Annotated in this window: 14 protein-coding genes; 13 read left to right on the forward strand and 1 reads right to left on the reverse strand. The window is 58.2% G+C overall.

Annotation, left to right across the window (positions count from 1 at the left end; genetic code table 11):
* Nucleotides 1–214: 214 nt before the first annotated feature.
* From WH303_RS03640 to WH303_RS03700, 13 genes are all read left to right on the forward strand, one after another.
* Nucleotides 215–568 (forward strand): DUF2304 domain-containing protein, encoded by a 354-nt coding sequence (locus WH303_RS03640; protein WP_021026198.1) that lies wholly within the window; start codon nucleotides 215–217, stop codon nucleotides 566–568.
* Between the two features lie 38 nt (nucleotides 569–606).
* On the forward strand, nucleotides 607–2,067 hold the full coding sequence (locus WH303_RS03645) for a mannose-1-phosphate guanylyltransferase/mannose-6-phosphate isomerase (RefSeq protein WP_021026197.1): 1,461 nt from the start codon (nucleotides 607–609) through the stop codon (nucleotides 2,065–2,067).
* On the forward strand, nucleotides 2,064–2,873 hold the full coding sequence (locus tag WH303_RS03650) for an ABC transporter permease (RefSeq protein ID WP_339517039.1): 810 nt from the start codon (nucleotides 2,064–2,066) through the stop codon (nucleotides 2,871–2,873). The genes WH303_RS03645 and WH303_RS03650 overlap by 4 nt, the downstream gene beginning before the upstream one ends.
* On the forward strand, nucleotides 2,873–4,087 hold the full coding sequence (locus tag WH303_RS03655) for an ABC transporter ATP-binding protein (RefSeq protein WP_021026195.1): 1,215 nt from the start codon (nucleotides 2,873–2,875) through the stop codon (nucleotides 4,085–4,087). The genes WH303_RS03650 and WH303_RS03655 overlap by 1 nt, the downstream gene beginning before the upstream one ends.
* A complete protein-coding gene (locus tag WH303_RS03660; protein ID WP_339517040.1) occupies nucleotides 4,084–5,340 on the forward strand; it encodes a class I SAM-dependent methyltransferase in 1,257 nt (418 codons plus the stop codon). Before WH303_RS03655 ends, WH303_RS03660 begins: the two co-directional genes overlap by 4 nt.
* Nucleotides 5,324–7,927 carry a glycosyltransferase family 4 protein gene (locus WH303_RS03665; RefSeq protein ID WP_084635742.1) on the forward strand — a complete coding sequence of 868 codons (2,604 nt, stop codon included), beginning with the start codon at nucleotides 5,324–5,326 and terminating at the stop codon, nucleotides 7,925–7,927. The genes WH303_RS03660 and WH303_RS03665 overlap by 17 nt, the downstream gene beginning before the upstream one ends.
* Entirely contained in the window at nucleotides 7,924–8,904 is a 981-nt protein-coding gene (locus WH303_RS03670) for a glycosyltransferase family 2 protein (RefSeq protein WP_027010735.1), read from the forward strand. The genes WH303_RS03665 and WH303_RS03670 overlap by 4 nt, the downstream gene beginning before the upstream one ends.
* Entirely contained in the window at nucleotides 8,901–9,545 is a 645-nt protein-coding gene (locus WH303_RS03675) for a class I SAM-dependent methyltransferase (RefSeq protein WP_021026193.1), read from the forward strand. Before WH303_RS03670 ends, WH303_RS03675 begins: the two co-directional genes overlap by 4 nt.
* Nucleotides 9,545–10,405 carry a hypothetical protein gene (locus WH303_RS03680; RefSeq protein WP_339517041.1) on the forward strand — a complete coding sequence of 287 codons (861 nt, stop codon included), beginning with the start codon at nucleotides 9,545–9,547 and terminating at the stop codon, nucleotides 10,403–10,405. Before WH303_RS03675 ends, WH303_RS03680 begins: the two co-directional genes overlap by 1 nt.
* A gap of 15 nt (nucleotides 10,406–10,420) precedes the next feature.
* Nucleotides 10,421–12,640 (forward strand): hypothetical protein, encoded by a 2,220-nt coding sequence (locus tag WH303_RS03685; RefSeq protein ID WP_148293102.1) that lies wholly within the window; start codon nucleotides 10,421–10,423, stop codon nucleotides 12,638–12,640.
* Nucleotides 12,641–12,837: 197 nt separating this feature from the next.
* The gene (gene gmd, locus WH303_RS03690; RefSeq protein ID WP_021026191.1) at nucleotides 12,838–13,872 is read left to right on the forward strand and encodes a GDP-mannose 4,6-dehydratase; all 1,035 of its coding nucleotides are present in this window, start codon (nucleotides 12,838–12,840) and stop codon (nucleotides 13,870–13,872) included.
* The gene (locus tag WH303_RS03695; RefSeq protein WP_339517042.1) at nucleotides 13,872–14,840 is read left to right on the forward strand and encodes an NAD-dependent epimerase/dehydratase family protein; all 969 of its coding nucleotides are present in this window, start codon (nucleotides 13,872–13,874) and stop codon (nucleotides 14,838–14,840) included. The genes gmd and WH303_RS03695 overlap by 1 nt, the downstream gene beginning before the upstream one ends.
* Nucleotides 14,841–15,199: 359 nt before the next feature.
* The gene (locus WH303_RS03700) at nucleotides 15,200–16,027 is read left to right on the forward strand and encodes a glycosyltransferase family 4 protein (RefSeq protein ID WP_339517043.1); all 828 of its coding nucleotides are present in this window, start codon (nucleotides 15,200–15,202) and stop codon (nucleotides 16,025–16,027) included.
* Between the two features lie 33 nt (nucleotides 16,028–16,060).
* On the opposite strand, the gene zigA is transcribed toward WH303_RS03700, so the two are convergent.
* Complete coding sequence (zigA, locus tag WH303_RS03705) at nucleotides 16,061–17,302, reverse strand: zinc metallochaperone GTPase ZigA (protein ID WP_339517044.1); 1,242 nt, start codon at nucleotides 17,300–17,302, stop codon at nucleotides 16,061–16,063.
* Between the last annotated feature and the right edge of the window lie 62 nt (nucleotides 17,303–17,364).

The raw sequence follows: 17,364 nt of genomic DNA on the forward strand, positions 1-17,364 counted from the left end.
ACGGACGTGCCTATCCGCTAAGCAAAGGGCTTGTAGTGACATTTGGCTGCAATCCCCGGCGTCCCTGCACAGTAGAATCATGCGGCTGTTCAAATAAGCGATTTGAGCAGGGTAAAAGAATTTTCTGTTTCAGGCAGTAAAGACGCCGCCATGGGGCATGCGCCGCTTGCGCCTTATCCGGGCCTTCGGTATGTCCCTGTGAATCAAGGTTGGAATGGCCAATTATCAAATTACGACCACCGTTCTGGGTGTGCTTTTTGCTGCGGTGATTTTGTTTCTGATCCGCGGCGACCGGCTGTATTTGCGGCTGGGCCTGTTCTGGATGGCTGTTGCCCTGCTGGCCGTATTGCTGGGCGTGTGGCCGCGTCTGCTGGACCACTTTGCCGACGAGCTGGGGATTCGTTACTCCCCCACCTTGCTGCTGGTCTGTGCAGTCGGTGTGCTGTTTATCAAGGCCCTGCATGCGGATATGGTCAATACCCGTATTGAGCGGCAGGTACGGCGCCTGAACCAAAGCCTGGCGCTGCTGCAGCTCAAAAACCAGCAAGCGGCCAACGACAAGCGCTGAGGCGCTGCTGCAACTCCTATTTACCGAGATTGATTCGAATGCCAAAACTAACGCCTGTCATTCTGTGTGGTGGCAGTGGAACCCGCCTGTGGCCTTTGTCGCGCGAGCACTATCCCAAGCAGTTTTTGAGCCTGGGAGGCGATGGCCAGTCGATGTTGCAGAACACGGCGCTGCGCTTGAATGGCGTCCACCCCGGCATTACGCAAACCAGCCCTGTGCTGGTGTGCAATGCCGACCACCGCTTTTTGGCCGCACAGCAATTGCAGGAGCAAGGTATTGCTGATGCCAAGCTGGTGCTGGAGCCCGCTGGTAGAAATACTGCCCCTGCGCTGACCTTGGCCGCCTTGGCTGCAGACGCCGATGCGGTATTGCTGGCCATGCCGGCCGACCATGTGATGACGCGCCCCGAGCAATTGCACCGAGCCGTTGAAGCGGCTTGGCCGCTGGCCAGCGAAGGCGCGATGGTGACTTTTGGCATTGTGGCCAACCGCCCCGAGACGGGTTATGGCTATATCCAAAAGGGCGCTGCAGACAGCAATGGTGCTTTTGGCATCGAGAGCTTTGCCGAGAAGCCAACCCTGGAACTGGCCGAGCAGTACCTGCGCAGCGGCCAGTACCTGTGGAACAGCGGTCTGTTCATGGTGCGTGCCGACCAGTGGCTCAAGGCCATGGCCGCCCTGCAGCCCACGATGCTACAGGCCTGCGAGCAGGCCATGGCGCAGAGCAGCCGAGATATGGACTTTATCCGCCCCCATGCCGAACTGTTTGGCGCCTGCCCAGCCGATTCCATCGACTATGCGGTGATGGAAAAGTTGCCGGTTCGCCCCGAGCTGGGTGTGCCCGCACGCGTAGTGCCGCTCGATGCCGGCTGGTCCGATTTGGGGGCCTGGGATGCCCTGTGGGATGTATTGCCGCGTGATGCACAAGGCAATGCCGGCAGTGGCGAGACCCTGGCCATCGACACCAACAACAGCCTGCTGTTCTCGGAAAGCCGCCTGATCGCTGCAGTGGGAATGGACAATGTGGTGATCGTCGAGACCCCCGATGCGGTATTGGTGGCCGACAAATCCCGTACCCAGGATGTGAAGAAAGTGGTGGCTGAGCTCAAGGCCCAGAACCGTAGCCTGGCCTCGGCCCACCGCAAGGTGCACCGCCCCTGGGGTTGGTACGACAGCATCGACAGCGGCAGCCGTTTCCAGGTCAAGCGCATCGTCGTCAATCCGGGCGGACAACTGAGTTTGCAGATGCACCACCACCGTGCCGAGCACTGGATTGTGGTCAAAGGTACGGCGGAGGTGACCAAGGGCGACCAGACCTTTCTGCTCAGCGAAAACGAATCAACCTATATTCCGCTGGGCCATGTGCACCGGCTGGCCAACCCCGGCATGGTGCCACTAGAAATCATTGAAGTGCAGTCGGGCAGCTACCTGGGTGAGGATGATATTGTTCGGTTTGAGGATACCTATGGGCGTGCGCCCGATCTGGTGAGCGGCAAATGAGTTTGCCGGGCTTGTCGATGATGCGTGCGCTATGGGCGTACCGCAGTTTTGTGTGGAGCAGCGTCATGCGCGAGTTCCATGGCAAATACCGAGAGTCGCTGCTGGGTGCTTTCTGGTCGGTGGCCAATCCGCTGACGATGATCATCATCTACACGGTGGTGTTTGGGCAGCTGATGCGCAACACCTTGCCCGGCCATGAGCAGACGCCTTTCGCCTTCAGCATCTACCTGTGCGCCGGTGTCGTCACCTGGAGCCTGTTTGCCGAGATGCTGTCCCGGCTGAACAATGTGTTCCTGGAGCATGGCAACCTCATCAAGAAATCCAATTTCCCCAGGATCTGCCTGCCCGTCATCGTCACCGTCTCGGCGTTGATCAACTTTGGCATCGTCTTTGCGCTGTACCTGGCATTTCTTGCACTCATTGGCCACTGGCCGGGTATTGCGCTGCTGGCGGTGCTGCCGCTGCTGGCATTGCAGATCCTGTTTGCCTTGGGTCTGGGCGTTTTTCTGGGCACGCTTAATGTGTTCTTCCGGGACGTGGGCCAACTCACCGGGGTGGTGCTGCAGTTCTGGTTCTGGTTGACGCCGATCGTCTATACCCTGCCTGCGTTGCCGCTCCAGGTGCGGAGTCTGGTGGCGCTGAACCCCATGCAGCCCTTGATGGCCGCCTACCAGCAGATCTTTCTGGACAAGACGCTGCCAGCCTTTGGCCCGCTGCTGCCATTGCTGATGCTGACTGCGGGCTTTCTGCTGCTGGGCGCTTACTTTTTCCAGGCCCGCGTGGGTGAGCTGGTGGATGAGCTGTGATGACTGCGCTGACTGTTACCAATATCGGCAAGGCCTACAAACGCTACCCCAGCAAATGGATGCGGGCCTGGGAGTGGATCACGCAACGCACCAGCCACGAAAAAACCTGGGTGCTGCGTGACATCAATTTCACGGTGCAACCGGGCGAGGCGGTGGGCATCATCGGTGTCAATGGCGCCGGCAAGAGCACCTTGCTCAAGATCATCACCGGAACCACACAGCCCACTCAGGGAAAGATCAGCAGCCAGGGCCGTGTGGCAGCTTTGCTGGAGCTGGGCATGGGTTTTCACCCCGACTTCACGGGCCGGCAGAACGTTTTCATGGCAGGGCAGTTGCTGGGCTTGAAACAGGAAGAAATTGCTGCCAGTTTGCCCGCCATTGAAGCGTTTGCTGAGATTGGCGACTACATCGACCGCCCCGTGCGCATGTATTCCAGCGGCATGCAGATGCGCCTGGCATTCAGCGTCGCCACCGCTGTGCGCCCCGACCTGCTGATCGTGGACGAGGCCTTGTCGGTGGGCGATGCCTACTTCCAGCACAAGAGCTTCAGCAAGATTCGGGAGTTTCGGCAACTGGGAACGTCGCTGTTGATCGTCTCGCACGACCGTGGCGCCATCCAGAGCCTGTGTGACCGTGCCATTTTGTTGGAGCGCGGCTTTGTCATCAAGGATGGTGCTCCGGAAGAGGTGATGGACTATTACAACGCCTTGATCGCGGAAAAGGAAAACGCCACGGTGGAGGTCAAGCGGCTGCAAGATGGGCGCGCACAAACCCGGTCGGGGACAGGAGAAGCTCGGGTCCAGGGCATCAGGCTGCTCAATGCCAAAGGCGAGGCTGTTGAATATGTGAATGTGGGCGAGCCAGTGCAGCTGGACGTGCAAATCCGCCTGCATGCCGACTTGCCCGAGCTGGTACTGGGCTACATGATCAAGGATCGTCTGGGTCAGCCGGTCTTTGGCACCAACACCTACCACCTGGGCACGGACTTGAAGCAGCTCAAGCAGGGCGAGACACTGAATTTGCGGTTCTCCTTCCCGGCCAATATGGGCCTGGGATCGTATTCGGTGTCCACCGCGCTGCATACCTCGGACTCCCATCTCGCTGCCAACTATGAGTGGCAGGATCTGGCGCTGATGTTCAACGTGGTCAATATCGATCGACAACCGTTTGAGGGGCTCAATTGGTTACCTCCTGACGTGGAATGTAAAAGATGAGTGTTGCTGGTTTTTATCGCGCCTTTGAAGATCGCCACCGTGGCTCGCGCGAATTGATTCGTGAACGTCTCCAAGTCTATCTTCCCTACATCAAACCGCTGCTGGCGCTGCACCCGCCAGCGGCGGCCCTGGATCTGGGCTGTGGCCGTGGTGAGTGGTTGGAGTGGTTGGGCCAGCTTGGTTTTCAAGCGCATGGCGTGGACCTGGATGCCGGCATGCTGGAGGCCTGTGTCTCGTTGGGCTTGTCAGTGTCGCAGCGCAGTGCGCTTGTGCAGTTGGCTGATCAAGAATCTGAGTCGCTGAGCATCGTGTCCGGCTTTCATATCGCGGAGCACTTGGAATTTGCAGATCTGGAAAAGCTGGTGATGGAGGCGATGCGGGTACTCAAGCCCGGTGGCTTGTTGATCCTGGAAACGCCGAACCCCGAAAATCTGGTTGTTGGTAGCTGCAATTTCTACATGGACCCGACGCACCAACGGCCAATCCCACCTTTGCTGCTGAGTTTCCTCGCCGAACACCAGAATTTTGCGCGGGTTGGAACACTGCGTTTGCAGGAGTCTCCCAGCCTGTATGCGCAGAGGGACATCGGACTGATGGATGTGTTGGGCGGTGCCAGTCCGGACTATGCCATCGTGGCCCAGAAGCACGCTGCGCCTGAGGCGATGGCCGGTTTTGATGCGGTGTTTGAGGCCTCTTATGGCCTGCAAATCCATCAGTTGGCTCAGCGCTACGACAGCAAGTTGACTGAACTTAGCCAACGCATTGCCAGCACGGAGATGCAGTTAATCAGCCTTTCCCGGCTATCAGAGTGCGTTGAGGAAAAGATGCAATTGGCAGCAGCGCTGGAAGCGGATAACGCTGCGTTGCGTAGCAGCTGGTCATGGCGTTTGACTGCACCGTTGCGTTGCGCTATGGGCGGCCTTGTCGGGATCAGGCAAGGGCTCCAAGAGCCTGATGCTGGCAGCAAAGTACAACCATCCATCGTTTGGATGATGGCGCAGGTACTGCGTCATCCCCGTCTGAGTAACCTGATCAATATCGGACTCATCCGATTTGCACCGGGTTTGCATGCCCGCTTGCTGGCGGTGGGGCGCAACCATGGCATGGTGGAGCAGTCAGAGGCTGCACAGCAGGAGCCGGCGATGACCTGGGCGGAGTTGACGCCCCAGGCGCGAAGGATATATACGGATTTAAAGCTGGACACAGAGCCGCGCCAGGATAGCAAGGGAGGCCCGCATGCGGATCGTCATTGACATGCAGGGTGCACAGACGAGCAGCCGCCTGCGAGGTATTGGCCGGTACAGCATGGCGCTGGCCCAGGCCATGGTCCGCCACCGGGGCGAACACGAAATCATTCTGCTGCTCAATAGCATGTTCCCGGAGACGATTGCACCTATCCAGCAGGCCTTCGCCGGTCTTCTGCCGCGCAAGAACATCCGTACCTGGCATGCCCTGGCGCCCGTGGCGATGGATGTTGCCGACAATCAGCAGCGGCGGCATATTGCGGAGGCCATCAGAGAAGATGTCATCCACCAACTGCAGCCCGATGTTCTGCACATTACGAGTCTGTTCGAGGGTTTTGGGGACAATGCCGTCCACAGCATCAGGGCCTATGAAAAATCGCCGCTGGTAGCGGCCACTTTCTACGACCTGATTCCGCTGATCCAGAAGGACATCTATCTCGACCCTAACCCCCGATTCAAAAAGTCCTACGGCGAAAGAATAGAGCATCTGAAACGTGCCGATTTGCTGCTGGCGATCTCCAGTTCATCACGACAGGAGGCCATAGACCACCTGGCCTTTGAAGAAGGCAAGGTGGTGAATATTTCTGCGGCGGCAGACGATTGCTTCCAACCGCTTGCACTGGATCAGGACGCCAAGGAGGCGCTGAAGCGGCGCCTGGGGATCAAGGGGGCGTTCCTGATGTATTCCGGTGCTACCGATGATCGGAAAAATCACCTCGGTTTGATAGAAGCCTACAGTTTGTTACCCGCATCTATGCGGGAGGCGTACCAGCTGGTACTGGTGGGTGGGCTGCCTTTGGCGCATCGCCAGAAATTCGAAGGCTATGTACGCAAGCTTCGCTTGAACAAGGCCGACGTAATCATCACTGGGCGTGTCAGCGACGAAGATCTCATCGGGCTGTACAGCATTTGCGATCTCTACGTATTCCCGTCCTGGCATGAAGGCTTCGGTTTGCCGGTGCTGGAGGCGATGTCCTGTGGTGCTCCCGTTATTGGTTCCAACAACACCAGCGTTCCCGAAGTGATTGGTTTTGAACGCGCGTTATTTGACCCCTATTCGCCCCAGTCGATCGCGGACAAGATACAGGAGGTCCTGAACAACCAGACGTTGCATGCCGAACTGAAGACCCATGCCCTGATCCAGGCTGCGCAGTTCTCCTGGGAAGCCTCTGCACGGCGCAGTATTAAGGCCCTGGAGGCGCTGTATGAAAATGCCCAACGTGCAGGAGCGCCCCCGCATGTCGAGCCGACAGAGCACGCTGGCCTCCATCACCATGTGGTGGAGATCCTGAAGCGGGACAAGCAGAAGCTGGATTTGCTGCGCTTGTCGCAAATCATGGCCCGGAATGTGCAGCTCAGCAGGCCACAGCTGCTGGTCGATGTTTCCGAGCTGGTGCAGCGCGACTCGCGTTCAGGTATCCAGCGGGTGGTACGCAGCATTCTGAAAGAGTGGCTATCGTATTCTTCGGAGAAATTCGATGTGCGCTTGGTGTATGCCAATGACACCGAACTGGGCTACCGCTATGCCGCCCGCTTCGCCAAATCATTTTTGTCCCAGGATGGTCAGCTCGCAGCGCAGGCCTCAGAAGACGATGCACCGATCGATTTTTACTGCGGTGATCATTTTTTTGTACTGGACATGCAGCATGAGGTGCAGATCTTCCAGCAGCCCTTCTACCAGAGGATGCGTGAGAGAGGCGTGACGCTGCAATTCCTGGTGCACGACATCCTGCCGGTGACCATGCCTGCTTTTTTCCAGGAACGCGCGGTTGCAAACCACGAGGCATGGCTGCAAGTAGCAGCAGCAGGCGACACCGTCATTTGTGTATCTCATGCCACAGCGCAAGCACTGCAGGCCTGGATGGCTGTGCAGGCGCCAGACGGCCGCAAGCCGGAGGTGGGCGTGTTCCACCTGGGCGCAGACATCCACAGTTCCTTGCCCAGTACGGGCATGCCAGAAGATGCGGACTTCATCTTAGGGCAGCTATCAGAGCGTCCCACCTTTCTGATGGTCGGCACCCTGGAGCCTCGCAAAGGCCATGTTCAGGCTTTGGATGCCATGGAGGTCCTGTGGCAGACCCAGTGCGATGTGAATCTGGTGCTGGTTGGCAAGCTGGGCTGGCACATGGAAGAACTGGCACAGCGTCTGCACGACCACCCTGAGCGCAACCAGCGTCTTTTCTGGCTCGATGGCATCAGTGATGAGTACCTGACTCAGCTGTACCAGCACGCAGACTGCCTGCTGGCTGCATCTGTCGGAGAAGGTTTTGGTCTGCCTTTGATTGAGGCTGCCCGGCATCGATTGCCCATCATTGCGCGTGATCTGCCAGTGCTGCGGGAAGTGGCTGGCGAGTATGCCTACTACTTTAATGCAACGGATGCCGAGCAGCTCGCGCAGGCGCTGCGCCATTGGCTAAGCCTCTATGAAGCCAAGGAACACCCGGGCTCAGAGGAGATGACTTGGTTCAGTTGGAAGCAGAGTGCCCAAGATCTGTTTGAGCTGGTGCAAGGCAATCCGCCGCCGCATCTGACCACACGCGTCTCGCGCCCTGCGCTGTATCGCCAATGCCTGCCACAAGAAGAAAGCACTCCATGAAGCTGATCATTCAAATACCTTGCCTCAACGAAGCCGGCACCTTGGCCATTGCATTGCAGGCACTGCCTCGTCAGGTCGCGGGATTCGACGCCGTGGAATGGTTGATCATCGACGACGGCAGCTCAGACGATACCGTGCGCGTGGCCCAGGAAAATGGCGTGGACCACATCGTTCGCCACACGCGTAACCAAGGGCTGGCACGCGGCTTCATGACGGGGTTGGATGCCTGCCTCCGTCTGGGCGCCGATGTCATCGTCAATACAGACGCCGACAACCAGTACAACGCGCAAGATATTCCACTGCTGACCGCCCCCATCGTTGCTGGCACCGCGGACATCGTGGTGGGTGCGAGGCCGATAGAAACCATTGCGCATTTCTCACCCCTCAAGAAAATGCTGCAGAAGCTCGGTAGTTGGGTGGTGCGGGTTGCCAGCAATACCGATATACCCGATGCTCCCAGCGGTTTCCGTGCCATGGGCCGCATGGCCGCGCAGCGTTTGGTGGTCTTCAATGACTACACCTACACGCTGGAAACCATCATCCAGGCGGGCCAAAAGAACATGGCCATCACCTCGGTGCCCATCCGCGTCAATGGTGATCTGCGCCCCTCTCGTTTGGTCAAGAGCATCAGCTCCTACATCAAGCGCAGCATTGTCACCATCATTCGCATTTTCATCATCTACCAGCCCTTCAAGTTTTTCATTTCCATCGGATCGATACTTTTTGGCTTGGGTTTTTTGATTGGCCTGCGATTTTTATGGCGGTATTTTCACGGGGAAGGCTCTGGAAACATCCAGTCGCTGATCCTTTCCGGTGTACTGCTGGGGATGGGCTTTCAAACCTTCCTGGTGGCTTTCCTCGCAGATCTGCAGGCGGCCAACCGCAAACTGATGGAAGACATGCGTTTTGAATTGAAGCTGCAGAGCAGTGCGAAAGCTGTGTTGCACAGCGACAGCGAAAGGAAAACCCAGGGATGAAGATTTCCGGAGGCTTGCAGGAGCAGGGTATTGTCGTGGGGAATAATTATGATAAATACTCCTCGAAAAATCCGATAGCGCGTCGAATGGTGCAAGGTTTCTCCGATACCTTGTCATCGCTGGTGAAGAAGACCGGTGCGCAGACGATCCATGAGGTGGGCTGTGGTGAAGGCTATTGGACCTTGGGTTGGAATCGGCAGGGCATGGATGCCAGAGGCAGCGACTTTTCTGAGCAAGTGATTGCGCTTGCGCAGGACAACGCAAGGTCGCAAGGGATTTCACCCTCCATATTCTCCCAGCGCAGCATCTATGATCTCGTGCCCGCCAGTGACGGCGCAGAGCTGGTGGTGTGCTGCGAGGTGCTCGAGCATCTGGAAGATCCCCGGGCGGGTCTGGAGGCGCTCCAGCGGGTGGCCCAGGAACATGTCATTCTGAGCGTCCCGCGGGAGCCCATCTGGTGTGCGCTGAACATGGCCCGAGGCAAGTACTGGGGAGATCTGGGCAACACACCCGGGCATATCCAGCACTGGTCCAGCGATAAATTTGTCCACCTCGTCTCCGAATATTTTGAGGTCCAGGAGGTCTGCAAGCCTTTGCCGTGGACCATGCTGCGATGTAAAAAATTCCAGTCCTCCACTTGATGCCTGCCAAATTATTCTCCAAAAAATACCTGCACCTGATAGGCGGGGTGCTGGGTGTTCTAGGTATATTTTTTGTTGCAGCGCGGCTCTATAAATACGCTGACCAAATTAGCATCGCGCATTTCTCATCCCGAGAAATTTTCTGGATGGTATTGGCTGTGTGTGTGTATGGCGCGGCCAATGTCCTTCTGGCACTGGCCTGGCAAAAAATACTGGCTTTCTTTGATGCACCTGTCGCAACCCCGTGGGCGATTCGAGCCTATGGCGTTTCGCAGTTGGCCAAATATGTACCGGGCAATATCTTTCAATTTGCGGGGCGGCAAGCCATCGGTATGGCCGCTGGCCTGGAAGCGCGCGCTTTGCTGAAATCCACCCTCTATGAGTTGGGCTTGCTGGCGCTGGTTGGCGCATGCTATGGGATTCTGGCCTTGCCACTGTTGCTCGGCTGGCTGAACGGATGGATGGCCTTGCTGCTCTTTATCGCGACGATCAGCGCTTTGGCATGGGGCATCCACCACTTTTTCTCTGCAAAACTGGCTGCCGCGTGGGGAATGCACACGCTATTTCTGTTGGTGTCTGGCCTGATTTTCTGGCTGATTTTGCAAAATATCAGCCATGCCACGCCGCTGCCGGTCGCTGGCGTGGCAGGGGCCTATGTGTTGGCATGGCTGATTGGCTTGGTCACCCCGGGGGCCCCCGCTGGCGTGGGTGTTCGAGAGGCGGTGCTGTTGTTTCTATTGGGTGCCTGGGTACCACCAGGTCAGTTGGTGTTCACCATTGTGGTGGGGCGTATGGTGACCGTGATCGGTGATCTGCTTTTTTTCGGCGTCAGTTGTGCAATGAAGCGCAGCCCAGCCTGAGCTCATAAAAAATATATGCGTTTTTCTTTTCCCAAGCCGGGGATGTCGGTATCGGGCATGGGTCTGGCTGGTGTTTATGCAGCTGCCTGTCTGTTTGTGCTTTTTGTCAATGGTGCACTTCCTTTTGTGGGCATCCCGACCCTTGGTCAAGCGGTATGGACCACCGGCTTTTCTCATTCGTTTGCGAATGAGTCCATGCTCAGTATCCATGCCCACAATTTTGGCGCGCCCCATCCCGCCGCGATGGCTTTCGGTTTGGCTGGCGCATGGCTGGCTGGGGTGTTCATCAGCCTGGGGCTGCATGCCGCTGATGCCTATGCCTTGATGGTGGCATTTTGGCTCGCGTTGGCTTTCTGGGGCGCTTACCAACTGTCCCGGGCATGGGATGTCTCTGCGTCTTTGTCGATACTCGCAGCACTGGCATGGGGAACCATGCCCATGGTCTGGAACCATGTCGCCTATTCGATGCTCTCGACAGGTATTGCGCTGCTGCCGTTTTATGTCTGGGCGGCATGGCGATTCTTTAATGCACCCTTCGCCAGCGCCAAGGGCAAAGCAGCTCTTTATGCCTTGGTTTGCGTACTGTCCATTTTTATGGACGGCTACAGTTTCATGATGTTTGCGGTAGCTGCCAGCATCGTGGCCATCGCTGCTTACTGGAGAAAAACGGCCGGCTTGGCGCATTTGCTGGTGCATGGCCTGTGTTTTGCCATCGCCTATGTGTTGTTTGCGCTCTATATTGGCAAGGGGCAGTACAGTGCCGCCAATCTGGATTTCTTCCGAGGCTGGGGTGCCGACATCAGCTTTTTCCTGATCCCGTCCAAAGGGGTGCATTGGCTTGCCGATCTGATGGGCTGGAGCAGAGCCAGGTCCATGAACGAATATTTCGGCGACACATCGGTCTGGATCACGACGTTCTGCCTGCCTTTGCTGGTGTTTGCTACTGTTTTTTGCTTCTTGCTGAAAAGCCAATACAAATATCCGCTGATGGTGGTGGCCTTGTTTGGTTTCTATATGGCCATGGGGCCCTCGCTGAAATTCAACTCGGTCAAGCCAAGCCCTGAAACGCCCGACTTGATGGAGGCCCGGTATGCCATCGCCCCGACGGGATCGGGACTTCTTTCTGAAAATCTCCCGGGCTTCAAGAATATGCGTGCCAGCTACCGCTGGGGTGCCTTGGGCTTCTTTGGTGCCTGGGCCCTGATGGTGGTCGCGCTTTCTGGAAAACAGCGCAGGGGACTGACGACGGCTGCCGCTCTGTCGATGCTGTGCATCACCGCGCTGAACCTGCCAGACTTGCCTAAAAAATATGTGTTGTACAAAGCCTATCGTTCGCAGTTCATGCAGATTGACCATGATCTGGTGCTGAAGATGGGAGACTATTTGAAGCCGCGAGAGAAAGTGGTCTTCCTGCCTTGGAGAAACGATTTTCTGGTGAATTATGTGGCGGGGAAATTAAATATCGTTACCTACAATGTTGGCGGTGACAAGAACTATGAGGATGCGCGACCATTCTGGCCGGGTGTCTTGAAGGCGGTGCCACAGGGCACCAGCCCGGAGGACTTTTCCATCCGCGTCACCAGCCTGCTGATGAACGGCGACGCAGACGCCGTGGTCGTCCCTTACATCGACATGCTGTGGGCGGCACACCGCTGGCCGTACCCGGCATCAGAAAAAATGGCATTGGCACCCAAGATCCAGGAATTAAAGGATTCTGCCTATGTCAGCGTGACCGAGGAGGCTTTGTATGCCGCCGTGAGGCTCAAGGCCGGGGGTGTCTCTGCTGCGCAGCGCCAGGAATTTGCAGAGCAGATCCAACAAGACTATTGCTTGGAGCAGAGATGCTTGAAGGTTCAGCGTTTCTCCAAATTGCCATTTACCCAGGTGGGTCGCCTGCAAGACGATCAGTTGGTATCTTCCGGCAAGGCTGGCTTCATGCACTTTGGGCCCTATGCACCGATGGAGTCTGGTGATTACCTGCTACAGGTACGAGGTGAAGCGCCATTGCCGGCAGGTGCATGGGTCGACGTGGTCAGCGGCAATGGATCGCTCAACCATGGGAAGTTCCTCATCGGGCAGCCGGACGCATCGCGTCCAGGGGTGCTGGTCCAAGAACCGATTCATCTAGCGAATGCGGTGCAGGATCTGGAGATCCGCCTTTACGTGAGTGCAAATACGCAGCTGTCCTTGGCGGGCTACGACATGAAGTCATTCAATCGCGCGGGACAGCATTAAGCCTATCGCTTTATTCCATGGGCAGACACGTAGCCGACGATATGGAGCAGACAAAGAGTTTTAATTTTGATTACAAATTGGGCGAGGTTTCGCCAGTGCCTCAGGGGAAAAATACTGCATAGTCAGGCGGGTTTCTGTCCTTGCAATGGCTCTCCAGCAGGCAACCGTGGTTCCATAGATTCAATGAGAAATTTGTCATGAAAAAAGCCATCATTACCGGCATTACCGGCCAAGACGGGGCCTATCTGGCCGAGCTACTGCTCTCCAAGGGTTACACCGTGTATGCCACGTTCCGCCGTACCAGCTCGGTCAACTTCTGGCGCATCGAAGAGTTGGGTATCCAAAACGATCCGAACCTGCATCTGGTCGAGTACGACTTGACCGATCTGTCATCCAGCATCCGCCTGCTGCAGACCACGGAAGCCACCGAGGTCTACAACCTGGCGGCACAAAGCTTTGTCGGCGTGTCGTTTGAGCAACCGGTAACCACGGCAGAAATCACCGGTCTGGGCGCTGTGAACCTGCTTGAGGCCATTCGCATCGTCAACCCCAAGATCCGCTTCTACCAGGCCAGCACCTCCGAGATGTTTGGCAAGGTGCAGGCGGTGCCGCAGAAGGAAGACACGCCTTTCTACCCGCGCAGCCCCTATGGCGTTGCCAAGCTGTATGCGCATTGGATGACGGTGAACTACCGCGAGAGCTATGGCATCTTTGGCGCCAGCGGCATTCTGTTCAACCACGAAAGCCCGTTGCGCGGTCGCGAGTTCGTCACCCGCAAGATCACCGACAGCGTGGCCAAGATCAAGCTGGGCAAGCTGGGTGTGATGGAACTGGGCAATATCGATGCCAAGCGGGATTGGGGTTTTGCCAAGGAGTATGTCGAAGGCATGTGGCGCATGCTGCAGGCCGATGCGCCTGACACCTTTGTGCTGGCCACCAACCGCACCGAGACCGTGCGCGATTTTGTGCGCATGGCGTTCAAGGGCGCCGGTATGGATGTGGATTTCCAAGGCAAGGCTGAGGATGAGACCGCCATTGATACTGCCACCGGCAAGACGGTGATGAGGGTCAATCCCAAGTTCTACCGTCCTGCCGAGGTGGAGTTGCTGATTGGCGACCCCGCCAAGGCCAAGGCCAAGCTGGGCTGGGAGCCGCAAACCTCGCTGGAGCAGCTGTGCCAGATGATGGTTGAGGCCGATATGCGCCGCAACCAGGTCGGGTTCTCGTTCTGATGAACGCCGCTGCCAATGCCGTGGGTGCAGCAGCGCAAAAGCGGGTGCTTCTGACGGGTGCGCAAGGCTTTACCGGCCAGCATCTGGTGCCCTTGCTGCGCGCTGCTGGCTGGGATGTCTGGTCGCTCGATCGCTCGCCACCCGAGGGCGCTGGGCTGATTCCAGCAGCGCAGTGCCTGCAGGCGGATCTGCTGGACGACGCTGCCTTGCAACGCGCCGTGCACCAAGTGGAGCCGCAGGCCGTGGTGCATCTGGCTGCCATCGCCTTTGTGGGCCATGGCTCGGCGGATGACTTTTACCGCGTCAACGTAGTGGGCACACGGCATTTGTTGCAAGCCTTGAGCACCTTGCCAGTCAAGCCGCAATGCGTGCTGCTGGCCAGTAGCGCCAATATCTACGGCAACAGCCATGAAGGTGCCTTGCCCGAGAGCACTACCGCCAACCCTGCCAATGACTATGCGGTGAGCAAGCTTGCGATGGAATACATGGCGCGGCTGTGGCTGCCGCAGTTGCCGGTGGTGTTGGTGCGGCCTTTCAATTACACGGGTCTGGGCCAGTCGCCGCAGTTTCTGATTCCCAAGATCGTGGACCATGCTCTGCGCAAAGCCGAGGTGATTGAGCTGGGAAACCTCGATGTGGACCGCGATTTCTCGGATGTGCGCGATGTGGCCGCTGCCTATGTGCGGCTGCTCGATAGCGCGGCGCAAGGCCTTGCGGTGGGAAGGGTGTTCAATGTGGGTTCGGGCCGCACTTGGTCGTTGCGTAACGTATTGGCGCAAGTGCAGCAGATCAGCGGGCATGGGATGGAGGTACGGGTGAATCCTGCCTTTGTGCGAGCCAACGAAGTGCGTATCTTGCGGGCTGACACCACTGCATTGGAACAAACTATTGGTGAGTGGCGAAGATACCAATTGGTAGACACCTTGCGTTGGATGCTAGATGCTCAAAGGACAACATGGGTGGTTTAGACATTATCTTGGGTGCGGATGCACTCCATGCGCCGTTGACCGGCATTGGGCGCTACAGCTATGAGCTGGCAAGCCAGCTGCGTCAGCACTCCGATGTGGATCGTTTGCGCTACTTCTCTTTGGGCCGTTGGGTGGCTGACCCGCTGGCCTCGCTGGATGCCAAGCCTTCAAGCCTAGGCAAGGCTCAGGAGGAGCAGCGCGTATCTACTAGCACTTTTCTCCCGAAGACCTCAAAGGTGCGCAGAGTTCTTTCTGCCAACCGCGTAGCCGTACGTATTTATCAGGCTCTGGTGCCTACCCTGTCGCGCTGGCAATTGCGCGGGCAGTCAGAGGCGATTTTTCATTCTCCCAATTTACTGGTGCCGGATTTTCCTGGGAGAACGGTCAACACCGTGCATGACCTCTCGCATGTGTTCTACCCGGAGTTCCACCCACAGGCGCGGGTGGACTTCATGAACATGGCTTTTGGCAGCAGCCTGCGTAACACGACGCATGTCATCACCGATACGGAAACCGTGCGCCAGGAGTTCATCCAGCACTTTGGCTGGTCGGCGGACAAGGTCACGGCCATTGGTCTGGGCATGGACGCCGCCTACCACCCGCGCAGCGATGCTGAGCTGGCCCCGGTACTGGCCAAGCATGGGCTGCAGCCGCGCAGCTACGCGCTGTATGTGGGCACCATTGAGCCGCGCAAAAACATCGGCCGTTTGCTGCAAGCTTACGAGCAGCTGGACCCGGCCTTGCGCAAGGCTTGCCCGCTGGTGCTGGCGGGTGGCAAGGGCTGGAAATCGGAAGACGTACACCGCCGCATGGAACAAGCGGCGAACGAGGGTTGGCTGCATTACCTGTCCTATGTCGACCAGGCCGACCTGCCCATGCTCTATGCGGGCGCGCGCCTGTTCGCCTACCCCTCGCTCTACGAAGGCTTTGGGCTGCCGATTGTGGAGGCCATGGCCAGCGGCACGCCGGTGCTGACGTCTGACGCCTCCTGCATGCCCGAGGTGGCTGGCGGCGCAGCGGCCCTGGTCAACCCGCTGGATGTGGACGACATTCTGCGGGGCCTGCAAAGCCATCTGGGTGATGAGGTGTGGCTGCGTGATGCCAGCGCCAAGGGCCTGGCGCGTGCAGCCACCTACTCCTGGCAGCGCTGCGCAGCGGAGACCTTGGCTGTCTATAAGGCGCTGTAAGGCGGTAAAGGTCCTAGACCTTGTTAGGCCTGGTTAGATCTTGCTATCAGGCCAATCCACAAACGAATGCCGCCACCCCGTCCACACTGCGGGCCCCTGAGCCATCTCTGCATCGCTGAGCAAGCAACTGTCCAGCTGCGTGCGCAGGGCGGGCTCATCCATGTCCATGCCGATCAACACCAGCTCCTGGCGGGCATCGCCTACGCGCTCATCCCAGGCTTTGCGGATCAGGGCTAGCGCCTCTGCGTCCTGTGGCCAGCGTTCTTCGGGCACGGCGGCCCACCAGTAGCCGGCAGCGCTGTGGCGGGCCACGGCACCGGCCTGTGACCACTGGCCTGCCAACGTGGGGTGGCTGGCCAGCCAGAAAAAGCCTTTGGAGCGCACAACCCCCGGCCATTCCTGGTTGATCAGCGCAAAAAAGCGCTCGGGGTGGAAGGGGCGGCGGGCGCGGTAGACAAAGCTGCCAATGCCATAGGCCTCCGTCTCAGGCTGGTGGCTGCCGCGCAGCTCCTGCAGCCAGCCGGGGGCCTGGGAGGCCTGCTCAAAATCGAACAGACCCGTTTGCAGCACCTTGTGCAGGGGCACCTGGCCAAACTCGGCCAGCTCGATGCGGGCGCGCCGGTTCAGGCCGCGCAAGATGCCCATCAGCTGCGCGCGCTCGGCGTCAGACACCAGATCGGCCTTGTTGAGCACGATCACATCGCAGAACTCGATCTGCTCGACCAGCAGGTCGACCACGGTGCGCTGGTCCTCATCGCCCAGCGATTGGCCGCGTGCCCGCAGGTGGTCGCGCGAGCTGTAGTCGCGCAGAAAATTGAAGGCATCGACCACGGTGACCATCGTGTCGAGCTGCGCCACATCGCCCAGGCTGCGGCCGTCCTCGCCGGCAAAGGTAAAGGTCTCTGCTACGGGCAGGGGCTCGGAGATGCCGGTGGATTCGATCACCAGCTGGTCAAAGCGGCCTTCGCTGGCCAGACGGCTGACTTCCAGCAGCAAATCCTCGCGCAAGGTGCAGCAGATGCAGCCATTGCTCATCTCCACCAGCTTCTCATCGGTGCGCGACAGCTCGGCCCCGCCTTGGCGCACCAGGGCTGCGTCGATATTGACCTCGGACATGTCATTGACGATAACCGCCACGCGCCGGCCTTCGCGGTTGTTCAGGATGTAGTTGAGCAAGGTGGTTTTGCCGGCGCCCAAAAAACCGGAAAGCACAGTGACGGGGAGCTTGGCTGGGCGTGTCGTTGCCAGTGGATAGGAGGGGGCGGTGGAAGTCATCGTGGAATGTGGGGTTGGCGCGGCTTGGGTGGCTTGCTGCATGCCAAAGCCAGCGTTGGGTG

The sequence above is a fragment of the Comamonas sp. MYb69 genome, from assembly GCF_037479315.1.
Taxonomy (GTDB): domain Bacteria; phylum Pseudomonadota; class Gammaproteobacteria; order Burkholderiales; family Burkholderiaceae_C; genus Comamonas.

Excerpts from the sequence above, each read along its gene's own strand:
- WH303_RS03640 (WP_021026198.1), top strand. The coding sequence starts at position 215 with ATGGCCAATTATCAAATTACGACCACCGTTCTGGGTGTGCTTTTTGCT.
- WH303_RS03645 (WP_021026197.1), top strand. The coding sequence starts at position 607 with ATGCCAAAACTAACGCCTGTCATTCTGTGTGGTGGCAGTGGAACCCGC.
- WH303_RS03650 (WP_339517039.1), top strand. The coding sequence starts at position 2,064 with ATGAGTTTGCCGGGCTTGTCGATGATGCGTGCGCTATGGGCGTACCGC.
- WH303_RS03655 (WP_021026195.1), top strand. The coding sequence starts at position 2,873 with ATGACTGCGCTGACTGTTACCAATATCGGCAAGGCCTACAAACGCTAC.
- WH303_RS03660 (WP_339517040.1), top strand. The coding sequence starts at position 4,084 with ATGAGTGTTGCTGGTTTTTATCGCGCCTTTGAAGATCGCCACCGTGGC.
- WH303_RS03665 (WP_084635742.1), top strand. The coding sequence starts at position 5,324 with ATGCGGATCGTCATTGACATGCAGGGTGCACAGACGAGCAGCCGCCTG.
- WH303_RS03670 (WP_027010735.1), top strand. The coding sequence starts at position 7,924 with ATGAAGCTGATCATTCAAATACCTTGCCTCAACGAAGCCGGCACCTTG.
- WH303_RS03675 (WP_021026193.1), top strand. The coding sequence starts at position 8,901 with ATGAAGATTTCCGGAGGCTTGCAGGAGCAGGGTATTGTCGTGGGGAAT.
- WH303_RS03680 (WP_339517041.1), top strand. The coding sequence starts at position 9,545 with ATGCCTGCCAAATTATTCTCCAAAAAATACCTGCACCTGATAGGCGGG.
- WH303_RS03685 (WP_148293102.1), top strand. The coding sequence starts at position 10,421 with ATGCGTTTTTCTTTTCCCAAGCCGGGGATGTCGGTATCGGGCATGGGT.
- gmd (WP_021026191.1), top strand. The coding sequence starts at position 12,838 with ATGAAAAAAGCCATCATTACCGGCATTACCGGCCAAGACGGGGCCTAT.
- WH303_RS03695 (WP_339517042.1), top strand. The coding sequence starts at position 13,872 with ATGAACGCCGCTGCCAATGCCGTGGGTGCAGCAGCGCAAAAGCGGGTG.
- zigA (WP_339517044.1), bottom strand. The coding sequence starts at position 17,302 with ATGACTTCCACCGCCCCCTCCTATCCACTGGCAACGACACGCCCAGCC.